This window comes from Lysobacter sp. 22409, from assembly GCF_052045105.1.
GTDB classification, from domain to species: domain Bacteria; phylum Pseudomonadota; class Gammaproteobacteria; order Xanthomonadales; family Xanthomonadaceae; genus Lysobacter; species Lysobacter antibioticus_B.
Window position 1 is genome coordinate 41,983 of the sequence record NZ_JBQEOE010000026.1, and the last position, 21,582, is coordinate 63,564.

The 21,582-nt window shown below is 65.1% G+C and carries 12 protein-coding genes and 2 pseudogenes; 6 read left to right on the top strand and 8 right to left on the bottom strand.

All coding sequences use genetic code 11. The annotated features are described in order from the left end of the window. Window positions 1-117 precede the first annotated feature (117 nt). Genes ACTJJK_RS14210 through ACTJJK_RS14220 form a run of 3 tightly spaced genes read left to right on the top strand, consistent with a single transcriptional unit; the run spans window position 118 to window position 5,017 of the window. Complete coding sequence (locus ACTJJK_RS14210) at window positions 118-3,099, top strand: hypothetical protein (protein WP_440730549.1); 2,982 nt, start codon at window positions 118-120, stop codon at window positions 3,097-3,099. Window positions 3,100-3,155: 56 nt separating this feature from the next. Next, window positions 3,156-3,890 (top strand): hypothetical protein, encoded by a 735-nt coding sequence (locus ACTJJK_RS14215; RefSeq protein WP_440730550.1) that lies wholly within the window; start codon window positions 3,156-3,158, stop codon window positions 3,888-3,890. Next, entirely contained in the window at window positions 3,887-5,017 is a 1,131-nt protein-coding gene (locus ACTJJK_RS14220; RefSeq protein ID WP_440730551.1) for a hypothetical protein, read from the top strand. Before ACTJJK_RS14215 ends, ACTJJK_RS14220 begins: the two co-directional genes overlap by 4 nt. A 395-nt stretch (window positions 5,018-5,412) precedes the next feature. Here ACTJJK_RS14220 and ACTJJK_RS14225 read toward each other — a convergent pair. Continuing rightward, a pseudogene (locus ACTJJK_RS14225) lies at window positions 5,413-5,911 on the bottom strand (hypothetical protein); the annotation flags it as partial. A gap of 1 nt (window position 5,912) precedes the next feature. Further along, window positions 5,913-6,050: pseudogene (locus ACTJJK_RS14230) on the bottom strand (DeoR family transcriptional regulator); the annotation flags it as partial. 262 nt (window positions 6,051-6,312) lie between these two features. Here ACTJJK_RS14230 and ACTJJK_RS14235 point away from each other — a divergent pair. Further along, complete coding sequence (locus ACTJJK_RS14235) at window positions 6,313-8,106, top strand: Ig-like domain-containing protein (protein ID WP_440730552.1); 1,794 nt, start codon at window positions 6,313-6,315, stop codon at window positions 8,104-8,106. 288 nt (window positions 8,107-8,394) lie between these two features. On the opposite strand, the gene nagA is transcribed toward ACTJJK_RS14235, so the two are convergent. From nagA to ACTJJK_RS14260, 5 genes are all read right to left on the bottom strand, one after another. Beyond that, on the bottom strand, window positions 8,395-9,522 hold the full coding sequence (nagA, locus tag ACTJJK_RS14240; protein WP_440730553.1) for an N-acetylglucosamine-6-phosphate deacetylase: 1,128 nt from the start codon (window positions 9,520-9,522) through the stop codon (window positions 8,395-8,397). Next, window positions 9,519-10,295, bottom strand: a complete 777-nt coding sequence (locus tag ACTJJK_RS14245; protein ID WP_223621270.1) for a DeoR family transcriptional regulator — start codon at window positions 10,293-10,295, stop codon at window positions 9,519-9,521. Before ACTJJK_RS14245 ends, nagA begins: the two co-directional genes overlap by 4 nt. 34 nt (window positions 10,296-10,329) lie before the next feature. Further along, on the bottom strand, window positions 10,330-11,670 hold the full coding sequence (locus ACTJJK_RS14250; protein WP_440730554.1) for a D-tagatose-bisphosphate aldolase, class II, non-catalytic subunit: 1,341 nt from the start codon (window positions 11,668-11,670) through the stop codon (window positions 10,330-10,332). Between the two features lie 114 nt (window positions 11,671-11,784). After that, window positions 11,785-12,726, bottom strand: coding sequence for an ROK family protein (locus tag ACTJJK_RS14255; RefSeq protein WP_223621253.1), 942 nt, complete (start codon window positions 12,724-12,726; stop codon window positions 11,785-11,787). Window positions 12,727-12,733: 7 nt separating this feature from the next. Beyond that, on the bottom strand, window positions 12,734-13,888 hold the full coding sequence (locus tag ACTJJK_RS14260) for an SIS domain-containing protein (protein WP_440730555.1): 1,155 nt from the start codon (window positions 13,886-13,888) through the stop codon (window positions 12,734-12,736). 373 nt (window positions 13,889-14,261) lie between these two features. Here ACTJJK_RS14260 and ACTJJK_RS14265 point away from each other — a divergent pair, with 373 nt between their 5' ends. Continuing rightward, entirely contained in the window at window positions 14,262-17,561 is a 3,300-nt protein-coding gene (locus ACTJJK_RS14265) for a TIM-barrel domain-containing protein (protein ID WP_440730565.1), read from the top strand. Between the two features lie 255 nt (window positions 17,562-17,816). Continuing rightward, a complete protein-coding gene (locus ACTJJK_RS14270) occupies window positions 17,817-20,768 on the top strand; it encodes a TonB-dependent receptor domain-containing protein (protein ID WP_235186236.1) in 2,952 nt (983 codons plus the stop codon). Between the two features lie 121 nt (window positions 20,769-20,889). On the opposite strand, the gene ACTJJK_RS14275 is transcribed toward ACTJJK_RS14270, so the two are convergent. Continuing rightward, window positions 20,890-21,546 (bottom strand): hypothetical protein, encoded by a 657-nt coding sequence (locus ACTJJK_RS14275; RefSeq protein WP_440730556.1) that lies wholly within the window; start codon window positions 21,544-21,546, stop codon window positions 20,890-20,892. Window positions 21,547-21,582 lie beyond the last annotated feature (36 nt).

Sequence of the window (21,582 nt, forward strand, 5' to 3'; positions counted from 1 at the left end):
GCTGGCGTGGTCCGTTTCAATACACGATAGGAACGGCGCAGGTGAGGAAACACAGTAAACGCAGGTTCACGCGGCTGAGGGACGGAGATGTGCAAAACGCCTATTGCCCAGATAATCTTGGCTATTGCTGTTCTGGTAGTGATGCCATGCGCCCACGCCGCGCCGCCCAAGACCTGGTCGCGCATTGTCGGTAACTTCTGCATCGAAGGCATTCCCGATACCGCGAAGAAGATCGAGCAAGCCGAAGAGAGCAACGGTGTCGTGATCGAGCAGTTCGATATCGACTACAAAGCTGATGCCTCTTCTTATCCCGCAATGATGCGGGTGTTTCGTGAGCAGCCGAAGGCCTCGAACGTACTGACATCGTGTTCGCAATTGCGGGGCGAGGTGGTCCTGCAAGGGCGTATCAAGGTACTGTGGATTCGGCGCGCCCGTGCAACTGTTTCTAGCACGCCCAGCTATTTCGAAGTCGGTCGCGTTCCGGGTAGTGAGCTGAAGGCGGAACTAACGCGAGTCGATTCATCGCTAGCCCCGTTGTATGGCGGCAACTTGCAACTGGGTGGGCAAGGCGGTATCGGCAACAGCCGACGTGCATGGCTCCGCAATGTGGGCGTTATCCAGGCCTCCACTGGCGCGGAGAGCATGGGCGCACTGGACATAGAAACCTGGGGGCGCCATCTTTCCGGAGCCAAGCTGCAATTGCCTGGCAACGACGAGACGCACACGGTCAATCTGTCGGCGGGAAATGCCAACATCGTCATACGCTCGCAATTGGACGGCAGCGCCACCGAGTTGATACACGGTGCGCTGCGGGGAGGGCCCTTTACTTTCCAACTGGATGCATTGAGTTTGCCCACGGCAAATCTCAAGGGCGTCGCGCTCAAGGCCGAGACGTTGGTGCTGAGCGCCGACGAGCTGGGTGCATCCCTGCATATGACGAACCTGCGCTACACGGCTGAAGGTGGCCTGCTGGGAAGTCCGGATACGGTGGCACGCCTGAGCCAAGTCGCTGGGACCGGCGCGCGCCTTTCGTCATCGCTTCGACAAGGCGCCGAGTACCTGGCCTTCACCGATCCTGAGTTGTTCGCTCACGCCGCCAGGGGGCGCGATTGCGCCTACGCTTATAGCCGAGTGGATCTAACAGCGGCGAACACCTGTGTGGTCCAGACCGAGTATGCAAACCGCGACGGATTCGCGATGGAGTTCTTGGCGCATGGGCCGGCGAGCACGGTAGCCAAGGAAGCGTTCGCGGCGGCGGGTGAGGTGCGCTGGTCGCTCTCGAATGCGGATAGTCTGGACACGTTAAGCGGATCCTTCGAGCGGCCGCGTGCCACGCTGGGTGCGCTGCAACTGGATGCAGGTCGGGTGGACTTCGTGCAGCCGTTCAAGAACGGCCCCGTGCTGGAAATTCCGTTCTCGGTTTCCATCGGGCCCGCGAGTGGAAGCTGGGATCTCAGAGCCGAACCCGGCCGAGCGGTGATCAAGGGGCAGCTGGACGAATTGCTGCTTAGGGGCACCGTCGGCATTCCATTGGAAACACCGGACGACTGGATCATCAGAATTAGGCAGGATGACTTCCGTTTCGGCGGCGGTGTGGCCGCCGAATTACAGCCGCACATCTACGGAGGCACTCCCTTGCTGGCGGTGGGCACGCAGCTGGCGTTCCGTTCTGACAGCGACGTGGCTGTTACCCGGCAACAGGCTAGGGGCAGCGTGTACACCCGCGTATCCGCGTTCGGGCTATCGAACATGGACATTGAGTTGGGAGAGGGCGCTGAGGCACTGGTCGTCGAAGGCCCGCTGAAGTTCGAGGCTGGTGTTGAACTCGGATACCTGCTGGACAATGGGACCGCGTCCATTCGATCTGGCAAGGTGGATGCGCAGCACTTGCACGTGCGCACCAAGCCCAACCAAGTGGGCGACTTTGGCCCCGTGCGTGTGCAGGACGCCGACTTCCAGGTGGCTCGCATCGCCGCGGAATTCCGTCCCGCTCAAGAAGCAGGCACACTTGAGGTCAACGATGTCCAGCTAGCGGTAGGCGCCATCGAGCAGAAGCCCGATGTCGGTGCGGATCAGTTCCGATGGGCGGGCGATCTCGTCGGGCCGTTCACGGTCAAAGCATTGCACGCGAAGCTCGCGCCTGATCAGCCCGGTGGCGCGCTAAAACTGCGCGAGGTGTCGTTGGAGAACGTGTCACTGACCCTGGCGCAGCCTCGCGTGGGCCAGGACGATGCTCTGAATTTCCGCGGTCGCTCGCTGTCGTTGGCCTTCGACCTGATCTCCGAGGCCGAGGTTAGGGGCAAGTTCGACATGGCTGATGCGAGCATCGTGGCGAACGTGGATAAGGGGGATATCCACTTGCGCGATGCCGATCTTGCACTGATCCTCACCGGCGGCCCGTTGAATTCACCCAATGGGCATGGTCGACTGGCTACCCGCGCGGCGGATGTCAGGCTGGATGCCGACATGGAGATCAAGGAGGCGTGCGAGGGGGAGCCGCACTACCGATCCTTGCCAATACAAATTGACTTTCATATCGAGAGCCTGGACATGGCGCTCGCGATCCAGGCGGGAAGATTGAATGGTCGCGGAGAAGCGGGTGTATCCCACTCGTTAATCAAGAATACGGGGACATATGACTGTCCGAAGCAGATCGTGGACTGGCCGATCGTGAAGGAAGTTCGCGCGAAGTTCAAATACCCGTGCCCCACTTGGCGAAAGCCACTGCGCATGTGCGATGGCTGGACCACCGTGATACCCGAAGTGCGAGTAGGCGTCGATCGCGAGTTCAAGATTCGTCATCTGTATGCTGCTGGAATATTTAGGGAAATTGGCATGGAGATCAGCTCGGATGGTGAAAGCGCTACGAAGTTCAAGCGATGCTTTCGATCCGGTATTTTCGTGCCATTGATTGACGTTAGCTATTACGTCAGGCCAAGGACCAGCCTCCGGGTCGCAGACGAGATTATTGACGAAATGACGGACGCGTTTGCTCGACCGTTAACAACGGCGCTTGTCAGCGGGATTACAGGTACGATCAGCAATACGCTCATGAATGAGCCCCTGACCAGGAGTTTTCTGGGAGGTCTATGCATATGAGTCGTCTTTTCGGGAGTTGGACGGCTGGGCTCCTTTTTGCTTGCTTGTATACCGACGTGTCCGCGAAGGCAGCCGATATCGCGCCGGTGTCCACCGAGATGCCCGCCGTAAAGGTCGCGTGCCGCCCCATCAGCTTGCCTGTTGTCGCCGCCGACGCAACTCTGGAGCAACTGTCCGAGAACGCGGGAAAGGTCGCTGCTCTTCTTGATCTTGAGCGGAAAAACTGGCACAAGGCCGCGCGTATGGCGAAGGTCACCGGGGCCGGAAACCTTTATCTCAATCTGTCGATGCCCACGGAAGATACGCAAGGCGCAGTGAGTGAGGGTCAGATGTGCGCCGTGGTAACGGGGGGCGATGACCCAGCTCCAGGGCTCGTGGTCCGGGAACAAGAACAACAGCCCGGCTTTGCCGGTTACTGCGTAGATGCGGATCCCGAGGCTTGCATGGAAAAGGTTTTCGCCGCGCTTCAGTTCTCGGTGAAAAATCCCTGGCCGCGGCTGCCGATATACAGCCGATGGGTCAAGTCGACTCCACCACCGACGACGTCCGACGAGGTCATCGGATATCTCTCCACTACTCATCTGGAACTGGTGGATCCGCCCGATGAGGAAGGCGATTGGCGCGAGCGGCAGTTCAACGGCGTAACTGCCTGCGGCGATGCGGGTTGCCCTGCCGTTGTGGGAACGGTCGACTCAATCGAAAGCGAAGGCATCGCTTGGTTCCTCCGGCTGTCCGCCGAGGAAATGCCGAAGCCTTCGTCGCCCCTTAACAATACCGGAGCAAGCAAATGAAGCACAGGATGGTTGGCTGTCTGGCTCTCATGCTGCCATCCTTTTTGATGACAGCCCTGCTGGGGTTCGCGCCGCTCGCCATGTCCGGCCCCAAGGAGGAGGTGCGGGATCTGCTGCCGCTGTGGCGAGACAACGCCCCCCTCTGCCAGGGGGCTCCATCAGCGGAGGGCTGCGAGGATGGCGACATGACCCTGTTCAACGGGTTACTGTGCGCCTCAGGAGAAGCGCTGGGTTGCCGATCCGTGGCGGAGGCGCAGGACGAATCTGGACGATGGCATCGCTCCGTTCGATTCCGCCATCACCCGGAGTTGCGCAAAGACAATTCCTTTTCTTGGGATATGGCCCTAGGTGTCCAGTTGTATGCCGTCACCAGCGGCGACAAGGACGCGCTGGAGCGCTGGTTGAGCTGGGTCGAGCGTAGCAGGCCCTGCTTGACCATGTTGCCATTCGAAGGTCACAACTACTGCCTAGTACGCGGCATCCCGCGCTGGTGCACGGACGACACGGAGAAAGGTTGTACCGCCAAGCCACAGAGCTTGGCGCTGCTTTACCGCACCGTACAGTTCTTGGGGGCGAAAGTGCCGTCTCCAGCGGAAAACACGCCGCCGGATGGTCTCGGTGGCATCGTGGTTCGGAGTGCGATCGAAGAGGCGCGTGAAGCCAATGCTGCACTTAGTTTGGAAAGACTGTTCGCCGCCACCCGCGACCTGCAGCCGGAGCTGATCCTCATCGATGCGGCAGTCAATCGCGAAGGCTATCCGCGCCACCTCACCGCGACGGAAATCCTGCTTTTCCGCGCGACCGGCAGCAGCGTTCCCGATGTGGACTATGCCGCGATCGTCCTGGCGCGCCGCGAACCTCATAACGCATTCTTCGCCTACCTAGTCAGCGGCCCGAACGATGAAGTTGCGAGAAAATTGTTGGCTCTGGCGCCGCGCACAGCGTCAGATTTACCCGCTCACAAGGCCGACTGGACTTGGCAGCGTGCAGGTCACGAAGAAGCCTGGAAGCGGGCGAAGCTGTGGGACTTTGTGTTCATGGGCAATCTTGCGACTCGTGACTCTCTTATGGTTTCGACTGCTTCTTCTCAGTCGGCGAGTGCATTGCAAACTTGGACAGCCCCTTGACCGGATCTGCTATACGAATGGGGGGAGCACTACAGCGCATATAATGAAGATGCCGATCTTGTAGTGATCGGGAATCAAGTCCGTGATCAGAACGAAGTGCCATGGGATCTAGCCGGCCGGCAGTCGGCCTTGCCGGAGTGGCTCTATAGATGCAGAGAAATGTTTATTTATGGCCTGAAGTGAAGCCGGTAGGGTAGGGGACAGGAAAAGTCATCGTTCTTAGTGAGGAGCGACTTCCGAATCAAAGCGGATACTAGCGAGTGTAGTCGCCATTTCTTTACGAGAAATGGCTGAAACTCGTGACCTCCTTTTGGCCACGGATCTGAATCACGTGCACTGGAGCGGAGCGACGTTCGACGGCTGAGCCATCAGCATCACGCTTCCGCTTCAAACGTTCAATACAGGCGAAGCGGTCGGGCGCGTGGTCGAATTAGGAGAGATCGACGACAGCCCGCCCCGTCCACTATCCGCAACTGCGAATCCAACATCACCAAGTCCACGCAAGCTCTAGGCTCCAGGCGACCGCGGTCCCTCAGGCCCAGGTTAGTTGGCCGGGTAGGTCGATACGTGATGCGCGGCGTCGGCGAGGTCCAAGCCGACTTCGACCAGGTTGCGTAGTGCCTGATCCATCGTCAGTGCGCTGCCGGCGAGCGAGCCGCTGGCGAGGCGCACTCGGCCGAGGCATTTGTGTACGAGCTGGGAGCCCAGTGCGCATTCACCGTCGGGCATGCTGGTGGCGTCGGTGACGGCGTACAGGCGCGGGGTGGCGCGCACGGCGAGGTAGATCGCGCCGGGGTACACATGCTGCAGGTCGCGAATCAGTTCGGCCTATTCGGCATGGGCAAGGGCGGCCGCGGCGATGCCGGGTTTGTAGTGGTCGACGCCGGTCATGCCCGTTGAAACAGTAAGCGGTGAAGCTGGCCTCGGCCTGGCTGTTCTGCAGCGACAGCGATTGCTTGCGCAGCAGTCCGCGGGTGAGCAGCGCGCCCAGGCCCGAGGCATCGGCCAGTTCCCATGCGATGTTCAAACCGTTGTCATCACCGTGACGATCACCGCATTAATCGGAAATGGGCGACTTGACACGCGGGTCGTCGCGCACCACAGTCGGCAGCGTCCTATAGCGCTGCACATGCATGCAGCGCACTGCGCGGATCAACAACTGACCGCACAACGATCGTCATTGTTCTCTGGGGGGAACGGCCGCGCCGCAACAGGTTTGCCGCGTGGCTCGAAAAGGTCGGCGCTTCCGCGCCCGCCTCCTTCCCTATCCACCAGGTATCTGGAGAACACACCTAATGAGCATCCGATTGACAGGAATCTTGCTGTCCGGCGTTTTGCTGGCGGCCTGGCTTTCGCCCGCGCGCGCGCAGAGCGTCAGCTGCGCGGGGATCGCCGAATGGAATGCGGCCACCATCTATAACGCAGGCAGCAAGCTCGTCTATCAGGGGCGGCTGTACCAGGCGACTATGTCGATCTGGAATACACCGCCCACGCACTGCCCCAGTTGCGGCTATTACCAGGATCTGGGTGCCTGCAGTGTTGGCGGCAATCAGCCGCCAACGGTCGCGTTGACCGCACCGGCGAACGGCGCGACCTTCACCGCAGGTGCCACCATCACCGCTACGGCGAATGCCGCCGATGCCAACGGCACCGTCGCCCAGGTGCAGTTCTTCCGTGGCAGCACCTCGCTCGGCATCGATACCACGTCCCCCTACAGCGCGAGCTGGGCCAATGCGGCCGCGGGCAGCTACGCGATCACTGCGGTCGCTACCGACAACGAGGGCGCCACCACTACGTCGGCCGCGGCCAACATCACCGTCAATTCCGGGACGCCCGATACCACCCCGCCCAGCGTGCCGGCGGGACTGGTCGCGACGTCGGTGACGTCGTCCAGCGTCAACCTGAGCTGGAACGCTTCCACCGACAACGCGGGCGGCAGCGGCGTCGCCGGCTACGACGTCTACCGTAATGGCACGCTGGTCGGCTCGCCTGCCGGTACGTCCTTCAGCAACACCGGCCTGGCCGCATCCACGGCCTACACCTTCCGCGTGCGCGCCCGCGACAACGCCGGCAACGCCTCGGCACAAGGCACGCAGATCAGCGCGACCACCAGCGCCGGTGGCGACAACAGCTTGCCGCGCCATGCGCTGGTGGGCTACTGGCACAACTTCAGCAATCCATCCGGCCCCACCTTCCCGATCAGCCAGGTCTCCAATGACTTCGACGTCATCGTGGTTGCCTTCGGCGACGATGCGGGCAACGGCGCCGTCAGTTTCACGGCCGATCCGGGCGCCGGAACCGAAGCGCAGTTCAGGGCCGACGTGGCCGCGGCGCGCGCGCGTGGCAAGAAGGTCGTGCTGTCGCTGGGCGGCCAGAACGGCACGGTGACCCTGAACAATGCGACGCAGGTCGCCAACTTCGTCAACAGCATGGAGGACTTGATCCGCTACTACGGTTTCGACGGCGTGGACATCGACCTGGAAAGCGGCGCGGGCGTCTACCACGGCGCGGCTGTGCAGACCAACCTGGTCACGGCCATCAAGCAGCTCAATACGCGCATCGGTCCCTCGTTCTACCTGTCGATGGCGCCCGAGCACCCGTATGTCCAGGGCGGCTTTGCTGCGTACAGCGGGATCTGGGGCGCCTATCTGCCGATCATCGACGGACTGCGCCAGGAGCTGGACCTGATCCACGTGCAGTACTACAACAACGGCGCGCTGTATTCGCCGTACAGCCAGAACGGCTTGCCCGAGGGTTCGGTCGACATGCTGGTCGGTGCCAGCCTGATGCTGATCGAGGGGTTCAGGACCAATAACAACACCGGCGTCGTGTTCAACGGCCTGCGGCCGGACCAGGTGGCGTTCGGACTGCCCTCGGGACCTTCCTCGGCCAACAGCGGGCTGGCGTCGCAGACCACGATCGCCAATGCTCTGAATTGCCTGACACGGCTGCAGAGTTGCGGAACCATCCGGCCCCAGCAGGCCTACCCCAGCTTCCGTGGCGTCATGACCTGGTCGATCAATTGGGACCGGCACGATGGTTTCATCTTCTCAAGGCCGGTGCGGGCGACCTTGAACACCTTGCCCTGACCGGCAGCGAAAGGTCGGGGGGGGCGGGCAACGCTTCGCCCGCCCTCCAACTTCTTCCTACTCGGCGCCCTTGGTGGGCGCCGATTTTTTGTGTCGCTTCCCGGTAAATGCACTCCGGCCATACCAGGGGTCTCTGTCTTCTTTCAAGACGATCCTCCCACGCCGGATTGTTTGCGCGACCGCACTCAGTTTCGCTCGCTCGCAGTAATCGGTCGCCAAGTAATCCACCTCGCGCTGCCGCTGGAGGCGCCCGCTTGAAACGCGAAGCAGTTGGGGGCAGGGGAGCGATCAAGCCAGCCTGATAGTCCGCCCGGCAACCACCACCTGCACCACCCGCAACTGCGAATCCAGCACCACCAAGTCCGCGCAAGCGCCGGGCTCCAAGCGGCCGCGGTCGCTCAGGCCCAGGTAATCGGCAGGGAAAGTCGAGACGCGATGCGCGGCGTCGGCGAGGTCCAGGCCTACTTCGACCAGGTTGCGCAGGGCCTGATCCATCGTGAGTGCGCTGCCGGCGAGCGAGCCGCTGGCGAGGCGCACGCAGCCGAGGCATTTGTGCACGCGTTGCGAGCCGAGTGCGTATTCGCCGTCGGGCATGCCGGTGGCGGCGGTGGCGTCGGTGACGGCGTACAGGCGCGGGATGGCGCGCACGGCGAGGCGGATGGCGCCGGGGTGCACGTGCTGCAGGTCGGGGATCAGTTCGGCGTATTCGGCGTGGGCGAGGGCGGCCGCGGCGATGCCGGGTTTGTAGTGGTCGACGCCGGTCATGCCGTTGAACAGGTGGGTGAAGCCGGCGGCGCCGGCGCGCAGTGCGGCCAGGCCTTCTTCGTAGGTGCCGGCGCTATGGCCGATCTGGACGCGGATGCCGAGCGTGTTCAACAGCGGGATCAGTTCGGTGTGGCGGCCGATTTCCGGTGCGAGGGTCAGTACGCGGATCGGCGCCAGCGCGTGCAGGCGTTGCACGGATTCGAAGGTGGCTTCGACGGTCAGCGGCGGCTGCGCGCCGAGGCGCTGCGGGCTGATGAAGGGGCCTTCCAGGTGTACGCCGAGTATCTGCGCCGCGTCCGGGTCGGGTTCGGCGATGGCCGTGGCCAGGCCGCGCAGGGCGTGGACGATGTCGGCCTCGGCGGCGGTCATCGTGGTGCCCAGCAAGGCAGTGGTGCCGTGGCGCACGTGAGTGCGCGCGATGGTGCGCGCGGCGTCGCCGCCTTGCATCAGGTCGACGCCCGCGGCGCCGTGCACGTGCAGGTCGATGAAGCCGGGCAGGACGATGGCTTCGTCGCCGCTGATGCCGTCGATCGCGCCTGCTTCGATAGCCGCTTCGTCGATCGCACGGATTTTGTGGTCGAAGCTGATGCGTCCGCGGCGCCAACCCTCGGGGGTCAGGATGCGGCCTTGCAGGCGGTGCAGTTCGGTCACGGTTGCGGCTCGGCGATGATCAATTCGATGCCCAGTTGCTGCAGGCCTTCGCGGTAGCGGTCGTCGATGCCGGCGTCGGTGATGATGGCGTGGACCTGGTTGAGGTGAGCGATGCGGTGCAGGCTGACGCGGCCGAATTTGGAGGCGTCGGTCAGGACCACGATGCGGCGCGCACGCTCGACCATGCGGTGGTTGAGGCGCGCTTCGGCTTCATCGTGGGTGGTCAGGCCGAACTGCAGGTCCAGGCCGTCCACGCCGAGGAACAGGGTGTCGAAGCTGTAGGCGGTAAGGCTGGCCTCGGCCTGGCTGCCCTGCAGCGACAGCGATTGCTTGCGCAGCAGGCCGCCGGTGAGCAGCACGTCGACGCCGGGGGCGTTGGCCAGTTCCCAGGCGATGTTCAGGCCGTTGGTCATCACCGTGACGTCGCGATGGCCGCGCAGGTGGCGGGCCAGGGTCATGGTGGTCGAGCCGGAGTCGATGATGATGTTGTCGCCGGCCTGCACCAGCTGCGCGGCGCGCGCGCCGATGGATTCCTTCAGCGGCAGGTTCAGCGCGTCCTTCTCGTGGATGTCCTGTTCCTGCGGCGGCGTGCGCACCAGGTTGGCGCCGCCGTGGGTGCGGGTCGCCAAGCCCTGCGATTCGATATGGCTGAGGTCGGCGCGGATGGTCACGGCCGACACGTCGAAGCGCTCGACCAACTCGGCCACCTGCACCGACCCGCGTTCGATCAGGCACTGCAGGATCTGCTGTCGGCGGGAGCGGGTATTGCGTATGGCCATCTCTCGATCCGCAGGAAAAAACCGAAGATTAGCCGTTCGCCGCAGCGACGGCGTTGGCGGGCGCGCGCTCGCCGACGGCACGCTCGCCGGCAGTGTTCGCCGAACAGGCGCGGGCGTATTCGTCCAGGCACAGGCCGATGCGGTGGCGGACCAGCGCTTCCGGAGTGTTCGCCAGGGTGCCGGCTCGCACCGCGCGGTATTGCTCGGGCAGGTATTGGCTGAGCAGGAACGCCGGCGGCGCATGCGCGCGCAGGTTGTCGAACAGGCGCTGCACGGCGGCGACCAGGGCCGGCTCGCCCCAGTAGTAGCGGCAGCGGTCGCTGAGTGCGTACAGGCGCAGCAGGTGCAAGTCGCGTTCGTCGCCGTGGTAGTGCTGCTGCCAGTGCTTCGGGTTGTCGAGCATGCAGCGCTCCAACACCTGCGGCAGCTCCGAGCATTGCTCCGAAGGCAGCAGTTCGGCCTCGATCGCGGCCAGCGCGAACAGCGCCTCGCGGTAGGCGAAGGTGGCGGCCGGGCCGACCTTGAGGATGGCGAAGTGGTCGCGCACGAGCGCGTGCAGGCCGTCTTCGCGTTGGTAATCGGTGGAGTGCGCTTCGAACACGATGCGCGGCTGGCGTTCGAGGAAGTCGGCCAGGGCTTCGGCTGCGACCGGGTCGTAGTCGTGCACGCTGCTGTGGTCGAAGTCGACCCCGGGCTGCACCACCATCGCGATTACCCGCTCCCAGGCGATGGCCAAATCCGGTGCGGCGAAGGCCTGGCGATGAATGGCCAGCGTCTGTTCGGCCGCTTGCGGCGTGGTTACCGCGAGACCGCCTGCGAGCGAGGCTTCGCCACCAGGCACCGGCACTTCGGTACCGATCACGTACACCGGCGGCGGCAGGCCGTGTTCGGCGGCGGTGCGTTCGGCGATGCGCGCCAGTTCGGCCGAGCGCGCGGCGACGGTCGCATCCGGCAGCGGCGTGGGATCGTCGGCGCAGGACATGCTGCAGTCCAGATGGATCTTGTGGAAGCCGGCGGCCACGTAGGCTTCGATGAGCACGCGCGCATGCGCCATCGCTTCCTCGGACGGGCGCTTCTGCCAGGCGTTGGGGCCGAGGTGGTCGCCGCCGAGCACCAGGCGGTCGGCCGGGAAGCCTTCTTCGCGCGCCAGTGCCAGCACGTAGTCGCGGTATTGCGGCGGGGTCATGCCGGTGTAGCCGCCGAACTGGTCGACCTGGTTCGAGGTCGCTTCGATCAGCAGCAAGGTGCCGTGACGATGGGCCACGTCCATGGCGGCGCGCAGCACCAGTTCGTTGCTGCAGCACACGCTGTACAGACCGACGTTGCGGCCTTGGCGGTGGGAGGCGATCAGCGATTGCACGGGCGACATGGGGTAACTCCAACGCGACTCAGGACGAGGCGGAACTCAGACAAGCCAGAACTTAGAAAAACCGGCACCCAGACAAACCAGCACTCAAACAAACCAGCCCTCAGGCAAGCGAACTCAGGACAGCGCCGACGGCCAGGCGAGCAGGGCGGCGCCGCGGGCGCCGCCGGCATCGCCGAAGCGCGGCGGCACGATCGGCGGCACCTGCACTCCGATGAACAAATGCGCGGCGACCGCGGACGGCAGCACGTCGTACAGCGGGGCGTGCTGCGACAGGCCGCCGCCGAGCACGATCACGTGCGGGTCCAGCGCCAACACCAAGGCCGCCAGGCTGTGGCCGAGCAGGTCCAGATGGATGGCCAGCACTTCGCGCGCACGTGCATCGCCGGCTTCGGCCCGGGCGATCACCGCGCCGGCATCGACGGCCTCGCCACCGAAGTGGTGATGCAGTGCGACCAGGCCGCTGCCCGAGACATAGCGTTCGATACAGCCGCGCAGGCCGCAGGCGCAGTCGAGCACGGGCAGGCCGTGGCGCTGCAGCAGATGCGCCGGCACGCTCCAGTGGCCCCATTCGCCGGCCAGGCCGTTGAAACCGACCACCAGCCGGCCGTGCAGGCAATAACCGCCGCCGGCGCCGGTGCCGAGAATCGCGCCGAACATGCTCGGGTAACCCTCGGCGGCGCCGCCGTGGGCTTCGGATAAAGCGAAGCATTGCAGATCGTTGCCGAAGTGCAGCGGCCGGCGCAGCCGCGCTTGCAGGTCGGCGGCGACACTTTCGCCGGTCAGTGCCGGTACGTTGGCGCTGAGTTGGCGGCCGCTGCGGCGGTCGCGCACCCCGGGCAGGGCGATGCCGATCGGAGTGTCGACGAGTCCGAGCTCGGCGTCGGCCGCGGCGATCAACGCTTCGAGTGCGGCCAGGAAACCGGCGTAATCGCCTTGCGGCGTGGCGATGCGCCGGCGATGGCGCACCTCCAACGCGGCATCGCAGGCGACCAGTTCGATCTTGGTGCCGCCGATGTCGATGCCGTAGCAAATCGCGGGGACCGAAGTTTCAGCCATGGGCGCTTCAGCCATGGTGGATGGTGACGCCCTTGACCACCCGGTTGACGGTGCCGTCCGGGAAGGGATTGTCGGGGGTCAGACCGAGCGAGGCCGAACGCTGCAGCGCGTACATCTGCGCGAACGTCAGCCACACCGGCGCCAGCCAGGTGTCGTCGAACGGCGGCACGCGCAAGCTGTGGTCGTCGTCGGCGCCGATGTCGGCATGCGGGCCGATCGCCAGCACTTGTCCGGCGATGCCGTCGCGGCGCAGTTCGTCGAGCAGGTCCTGCTCGTAACGGCGCGCCAAGGCGTGGGCGCTGCGCACCACCACCACCAGGGTGTCGCCGTCGAGCGTGGATTTGGGGCCGTGGCGGAAGCCCAGCGGCGTGTTGGCCAAAGCGAGCACGCGGCCGGCGGTGAGTTCGAGCAGCTTCAGCGCGGCTTCGCGCGCCAGCGCTTCGAGCGGGCCGCTGGCCAGATAGATGACGCGGTTGAACGAGCGTTGCGCCAGCGCCGCGGCGGGCGCGTCCCATTGCGCCAGGCCCTCGTGCGCCAACGCGGCCAGTTGCGGCAGGCGCTCGATGCGCTGCGGCCAGGGCGCGGTGTCGAACACGCTCAGCGCCGTCAACAGCATGCAGCTCAGGCTGCTGGTCATGGCGAAGGCGCGGTCGCAACTGTCGGCCGGCATCAGCAGGGTGCAGGTGTCCTCGCGGCCGGCGCCGCGACGGGCCAGTTCGCCCTCGGGGTTGCAGGTGATGTCGAGAAAGCGCGCGTGCTCGACTTCGGCGCGCACCAGTTCGACCGCGGCCACGCTCTCCGGGCTGGAGCCGCTGCGGGCGAAGGACACCAGCAGGGTCGGGCGGTCGCGTTGCAAGTACAGCGCAGGATGGGTGAGCAGGCTGGTGGTGTGCACCGCGCGGGTTTCGGCCGGCCATTGCGCGTTGATGCGATCGGCGACCAGGTCGGCGATGAAGCCCGAGCTGCCGGCGCCGGTGAACAGCACGCGCTGGCGCGGATCGTTCAAGCAGTCGCCAAGAAAAGCCTGCACGCGTTCGCTGGCCTGCGCCAGATCCTCGGCCAGGCGATTCCACAGGGCCGGTTGCTGGGCGATCTCGGCGGCGGTGTCGGCTCCGCCCAGGCGCTGCCAGGCGGAGGAGTCGGAGAGCGGGGTGACGTCCATGGATGATTCCTGTTGAGCGAGGGCACGATCTGTGTTTTCTTTCGGAAAGTCAATTATCGAAAGTAAAACAAAAGAAATAGACCAAGTTCGTGCAGTGATCGGTGCCACGGAATCAAAACGAAAGATTCGATCGTATGGGCTTTCGTTGCGGTATTAACAGGGGTTTTCGGCCGGTTTGGAAAGTATTGCATCGCACAAACTTTCGTTTTATAAAATAAATTCTTCCTTTTTTCTTTCAATTCATTGACAGCTTTCGAAAGCCTGCCCTAGAGTCGGCCGCAGCACATTTCGAAGCCCGCCGAGCGGGCCTGGGGGCAAGGTGGAATTCCGCGTGTGTCGTCCGCGACTGTCGATTGCGATCCTGGCTGCGCTGATGGCGTCGGCGTTGCCGGCCGCGGCCGAGCCCGTCGGCAACCTGCGTGCGGTCCGCGCCGGCACCGGCGCGACGCCGAGCTGGGAGCTGAGCACCGACACTGGCAGCCTGCTGCGCATCGAGGTGCTGGCCGACGACATCGTGCGCGTGCAGGCGGGGCGCCGCGGCAAGTTGGCGCCGGCCGGCGACAAGGCCGCGCCGATCGTGTTGCCGCAGCCGGCAGCCAAGATCGACGCGAGCCTGGAAGAAGACGCAGCCGAAGTGCGGGTGCGCACCGGCGCGCTGGTGCTGCATGTGCAGCGGCAACCGCTGAAGCTGCGGCTGGAGCGGATCGACGGCGAGCGCAGTACGCCGCTGTGGCAGGAATTGCAGCCGCTCGACCTGGACGCGGCGCAAAGCGTGCAAGTGCTGTCTTCGCAGGCCGACGAAGCCTTCTACGGCGGCGGTCAGCAGAACGGCCGCTATCAATTCAAGGGCCGCGAGTTGGAAGTGTCTTACTCCGGCGGTTGGGAGGAGGGCGACCGCCCCAGCCCGGCGCCGATGCTGCTGAGCTCGCGCGGCTGGGGCATGTTGCGCAATACCTGGAGCGACGGCAGCTACGACCTGCGGCAACCCGATCAGACCACCTTGTTGCACCGCGAAGACCGCTTCGACGCTTATTACTTCGTCGGCGATTTGCCGCGCTTGCTCGAGCGCTACACCCGTTTGACCGGCCGTCCCGGCCTGCTGGCGCGCTGGGCGCTGTCGTACGGCGACGCCGATTGCTACAACGATGGCGACAACGGCAAGAAGCCCGGCACCGTGCCGGAAGGCTGGCACGACGGCGCCACCGGCACCACGCCGGACGTGGTCGAAAGCGTGGCGCGCCAGTACCGCGAACACGACATGCCCGGCGGCTGGATCCTGCCGAACGACGGCTACGGCTGCGGCTACAAGCAATTGCCCGAAACGGTGAAGGGCCTGGCCAAGTACGGTTTCCGCACCGGCCTGTGGACCGAGAACGGCGTCGACAAGATCGCCTGGGAAGTCGGCACCGCCGGCAGCCGGGTGCAGAAGCTCGACGTGGCGTGGACCGGCAAGGGTTATCAATTCGCCATGGACGCCAATCAATCGGCGTTCAACGGCATCCTGCACAACTCCGATTCGCGCCCGTTCCTGTGGACGGTGATGGGCTGGGCCGGCATCCAGCGTTATGCCGTGGCCTGGACCGGCGACCAGAGCGCGAGCTGGGACTACATCCGCTGGCACGTGCCGACCTTGATCGGCTCGGGCCTGTCGGGCATGGCCTATGCCACCGGCGACGTCGACGCGATCTTCGGCGGCAGCGCCGAGACCTACACCCGCGACCTGCAGTGGAAGGCCTTCACGCCGGTGTTGATGGGCATGTCGGGCTGGTCGTCGAATGCGCGCAAGCACCCGTGGTGGTTCGACGAGCCGTACCGCAGCATCAATCGCGATTACCTGAAATTGAAGATGCGCCTGACGCCGTACATGTACGGCCTGGCGCAGCAGGCCGCGCAGACCGGCGCACCGCCGGTGCGCGGGCTGATGTGGGATTACCCGCAGGACCCGCACGCGCAGGACGAGGCCTACAAGTATCAGTTCTTGCTCGGTCGCGACCTGTTGGTGGCGCCGGTCTACCGCAGCCAGGCCGCGAGCCGCGGTTGGCGGCGCGGCATCCATCTGCCGGCCGGGCGCTGGTTCGACTATTGGGACGGGCGCAGCGTGCAGGCCGACGCGGCCGGCCGCGATCTCGATCGCCAGGTCGACCTCGCCACCTTGCCGTTGTTCGTGCGCGCCGGTGCGATCCTGCCGATGTACCCGGCGATGCTGTTCGATGGCGAAAAGCCGCTCGACGAGGTCACCTTCGATCTGTACCCGCAGGGCGATTCGCAGTACGCGTTGTACGAAGACGACGGCAACACCCGTCGCCATGAGCAGGGCGAGTCGAGCACGCAACAGATAAAGATGACGGCGCCGGCGCAGGGCAGCGGCCCGGTGACGGTGCGCATCGACGCAGTGCAGGGGCAATACCAAGGGCAGTTGCCGCAGCGCCGCTACGCCTTGCGCGTGCTCAGCCGCCAGGCGCCGCGCGCGGTCTCGCTGGACGGCCGTGCGCTGCCGCAGCTGGCCGATGCCGCCGCGCTGCAAGCGGCGGCGGAGGGTTGGTATTTCGATGCGGCTGAGCGCAAGGGCAGCGTGCACGTGCGCAGCGCCGCCAGCGATATCCGCAAACCGCTCGAGTTCGCGCTGGACTTCGCCACCGCCGCGGCGCTCGCCGACGACGCCTTCCCGGCCGCGCCGGCGCAGGGCCGCGCGTTGCCGGCCGACGGCCTGCTGGTGGTCAATCGCCCGGCCGAAGAGCCCGGCCACGCGCTCGAAAACGCTTTCGACGACGATGCGAAAACGTGGTTTCGCAGCGTGCGCAACCAGGCCGTGCGCACCGGCGCGCACGAGTGGACCGTCGGTTTCGGCGAGCGCAAGTTGATCGACGGCATCGAGTTGGCGCCGCGCAACGACAAAAACTGGAAGCACGGCCAGGTGCGCGACTACGAGGTGTACCTGGGCGACAGCAACGGCGAGTGGGGCGAGCCGATCGCGCGCGGCCGTCTGCAGCTCAAGCAGGAGCTGCAACGCATCGACTTCCCGGCCCGCGCCGGCCGGCTGCTGCGCTTCCGCGTGCTCAGCGTGCAGAACCCCGAAGGCGACGGCGCCTCGGCCACCGATCCGATGGTCACCGCCGCCCAGGGCGGCGCGGCGCGCGCGGTCGACGCGCTGCAACCGCGCGATGTCGGCCCGATCGCGCTGTCGAGTTTCCACATCCTCGAACACCAGGAACCGGAGCGGCCGGCACAGCAACGCTATCTCTCCGAGCTGCCGTTGCCGGCCGCGCTGGCCGATCAGGTCCGCGCCGATCACGCCTTCCGCGGCGACGATGCGCTGCGCATGAACGGCTTGTTGTTCCGCCGCGGCCTCGGCGTCGGCCCGAGCAGCCGCATCGACTTGCGCCTGCAAGGGCAGTGGCGTCTGCTGCGCGCCGACCTCGGCATCGACGACGCTTGCCGCGCCGCCGGCGGCCTGCAATTCCAGGTCTGGGGCGACGGCCGCCTGCTCTACGACAGCGGCCTGGTGAAAGCGCCCGGCGTGGTCAAGCCGGAGCTGGATATCCGTGGCCTGTCGTCCTTGAGCCTGCGCACGCTGGGCGCGCAAGGCAGCCAACCCACCCAGGTCTGTGCGAACTGGGCCAACGCCGTGCTGATCGGCCAGGAGGGCGATAGCGCCAGCATCCTCCCGCCATGAACCAAGCGAACACGCGACACGTACACCGAACACCCGACGCATAACTTCGAACACGTAACGCCGAACACCGAACGCGTACACCGCTCCTCCCCCCGCTCCAACCGACTGCGGCCGTCAGGCCGCGGCCCGGGATCGCTGTTGCCTTTCGTCCGCCATCCGCGCCGCAGATCCGCCAGGAGAGTTCCGATGTTGCCCGCAAGCCGCCGCCCGCGCCGTCAACGCGCCAATCGCCCATCCCGCATCACCGCCACCCCGCTGTCGTTGGCCCTCGCCGCCGCGCTGCTGGGCCACGCTTCCTTCGCTGCCGCACAGGATGGCCAGAGCAGCACGAACGGCACCGACAGCGCCGACAAGACCACCGAGCTGTCCCGCATCGAAGTGACCGGCTCCAATATCCGCCGCCTGGACGTGGAAACCGCCTCGCCGGTGCAGGTCATCAGCAAGCAGGACATCGAGAACATGGGCGCGCGCACCTTGCTGCAGGTGCTCGACAACCTGCCGGCGGCGCGTCCGGCGCAGCAGGATTCGCGCTCCTTGTTCACCGGTTCGGATGGCGCTTCGCAGGCCAACCTGCGCGGCCTCGGCGCGCAGGGCACCTTGGTGTTGTTGAACGGTCGCCGCCTGTCGTACTACGGCGCGCCGGCCGGCTTCCAGACCCAGTTCGTCAACATCGACGCCATTCCCGCCGCGGCGATCGAGCGCATGGAGGTGCTGACCGACGGCGCCTCGGCCGTGTACGGCACCGACGCAGTGGCCGGCGTGATCAACGTGATCACCAAGCGCAACTACCAGGGCGCGGAAGTCAGCGTGACCACCGACAAATCCTCGCGCATCGATTCCTACGGTGAGCACCAGGCCAGCATCACCGCCGGCTTCGGCGACCTCGACAAGGATCGCTACAACGTCTACGCCTCGGTCAACCTGTATCGCCGCGATGCGATTCCGTTGAGCGACTTCTACGACAAGCGCCCCGATCAGTACTACGTCAACAACCCGAACTATCTGAAGAACCTGCGCCTGGGCACCGGCAGCAAGCCGGGTGTGTTCAATCCCGGCAGTTACTTCGCCATCAACCCCAGGACCGGCGCGCGCGTGCAGGAACCCGCACCGGGCTGCAACAACGTGCTGACCGGCGAAGCCGCCGGCCCGCGTTGCATCTGGCAGACCTGGATGAACAACGAGATCGACGCGGGCGCCGAAACCGAGCGCATGACCGGTTACGTCAACGCTCATTTCCTGGTCGGCGAAAGCACCGAAGCCTTCGCCGAGCTGACCTACACCGACATCGACCTGCGCGCCAACGGCGGCACGCCGCGTTCGTTCGGCACCACCACCGGCAACCCGACCAGTTGGTTCTCGCGCAATACCGGCAATACGGTCAACCAGTTCCGCTATCCCTTCCTGGGGCCGAACAACGAATACAACCACGCCAGCCCCCAGCTCAAGGCGATCAACGGCGGGGTGGTGGGCCTGCAGTATCTGTTGCAGGATGTCGGCGACAACTACTTCGGCCAGCGCAACACCGACAAGAGCTACCGCGGGCTGTTCGGCCTGCGCGGCGCGATCGGCGACTGGAACTGGGAAACCGCGTTCGCCACCGCCGGTACGCACTCGGTCACTTACCAGACCATCAACGTCAACCTGGACGGCTTCCGTAAAGCCTTCGGTCCGTTCACCGTCGACCCGGGCACCGGCCGCGTGATCATCTCCGATCATCCGGCGTACAAGTTCGGCGAGATCAGCGAAGCCAACGCGGCCTTGCTGCGCGAGGCCTATCCGACCTTCGACATCCAGTCCTGGACTCGCCTGCATACCCTGGACGGCAAGATCGAAGGTCCGCTGTTCAACCTGCCGGCCGGCGAAATGCGCGCGGCGTTCGGCTTCAACATCAGCCGCGAGACCTTCTACACCCCGGGCAACGCAGACGCGGCCAACGGCCTGATCACCCAGCAGGGCGGTTCGTGGTTCGACGGCAAGCGCAACACCTATGCCTTGTTCGCCGAGACCGTGGCGCCGTTGACCGAGAAGTTGGAGCTCGACGCTGCGCTGCGCGTGGACAAGTACCCGAATTTCAGCGCCAACCTGGCGCCAAAGATCGGCTTGAAGTATCAGGTGCTGCCGCAGTTGCTGTTGCGCGGTACTTACTCGGAAGGCTTCCGCGCTCCCAGCCTGGCCGAGGCCGGTACCGGCGGCGTGTTCGCCCAGCTCGGCGGTTTCCGCGACGAGCTGCGCTGCGCTGAGACCAACGCGATCGCCAACCTGCTGCGCCAGTCGCGCCGCGGCGGCGATGTGGACCTGGGCAACTCGCTGCTCAATGCCGACTGCAGCCGCACCGTGGCGCGCATGACCCAGCCCAACCAGGACCTGGAGCCGGAGAAGGCCAAGATCGCCACCTTGGGCTTCGTGTTCGAACCGCTCGACTGGCTCTCGGTGTCGGCCGATTACTGGTTCATCTATCGCCGCAACGAAATCGCCGCACCGGACTTCAGCAAGGAACAGGACATCGTGTCGATGGCCCGTTCGCCGATCACCGATTCCGACCGCGCCGCGCAAGCCGCGTTGGCGGCGATGTGCGCCGACCCGGCCAGTGGCGTGAGCTGTCCGGGCACCTTGCCGGGCTATAGCGCCGGCAACGTGGCCAGCGTCGTCGGCCAGTACAAGAACCGCGGCCGCACCCTGGTCGATGGCTTCGATATCGATGCCCGCAGCCGCTTCTCGCTGGGCGAGTGGGGCAGCCTGAACGTCGGCGTGGCCGCCACCATCGCGCGCCGCAAGGAGGCCTACCTCGACGACGAAAACGGCTGGTACTACGGCAACACCGTGGGCTATCACAGCAATCCGCGTTTGCGCGCCACCATAAACGCCGATTGGAACTACCGCCAGTTCACCACCAGCTTCTTCGTCAACTACGTCGGCCACACCAAGTGGGCCTGGGACCGCGTCGATGCCGAGGACAACAACCCGGAAACCTGTACCGCCGGGTTCCTGCCGGTGCCGGAAGCGCAGTGCGACGGTGTGCCGTCCTGGTGGACGGCTAACCTGAGCCTGGCCTGGCGTCCGACCGAGAAGCTCAACGTCGGTTTCACCGTCAAGAATCTGTTCGACCGTCAGCCGTTCTACGACCCGAACAGCTTCCTCGGCGACTCCAGCGACTACGCCACCATCCTCGGCCGCAGCTACAGCGTCACGGTCGGCTATAAGTTCTGACGAAACAGATCGCGCCGGCATTGCCGGCGCGATCTTCGTGGTACACCCGATCCCGATAGCCTTGTCGCCCTGAAACAGCTCCCAGCGGGCTGCTGCTTCAGGGCGGCATCGCTTTTAGGGCTTAGCGGGGTTTGCCGGGGACACTCATGGAATTTGCGCCAGGGTCGGTCGAGAACACGAACCGGCTCTCGTACTCGCCCTCGCTCAATTTCTTGGTGGTTTCCATAAAGCTGTAGGTCGGTGCGCCGGTGTCTTTGGCGAAGCGTTCGGACCAGGCGGTGTAGTCGTCGGCGGATTTCGTGCGCATCGAGCCGATGCACAGGCTCAGGCCGCAGGAGAAATCCCGCAGCACTGCCTTGTCGCCGAGGCCTCGCGAAATGGCGGCCTTGTAGTGAGCCGCCAGGTCGTGAGCCTCGGGGTTGTTCGCGGCGCCTTGATCGAACAGGCGGGCCGCTTGTTGAAATTGTTTATCGGACTGCAGGAGCGTGGCGGCTCTTTCGGTAGCCAGCCCGCCATCGGCCAACAGCTTGCTTTCCGCAGGGAGGTAGGGCGACGGCGGAGGAGCGGATGGCGGTGCGCTTGCGGCAGCGGTGCCGCTCGTGCCGCTGGTGCCATCGGCCAAGGCCGGTGCGCTGTTGGCCTTGGTGGGATCTTTCGAGTCGGGCGCGACCTGCGCTGCCGGGACTTGGGAGGAGGGCGTTGGGGACTGGCTTGCCTTGTCGGAACAACCGACGAGCAAAGTTGCCGCAAACACGACGAATGCCGGATGAAGTTTCACGGTCGACCTCTGGATGAGTGCCGGACTCCCAAGGGA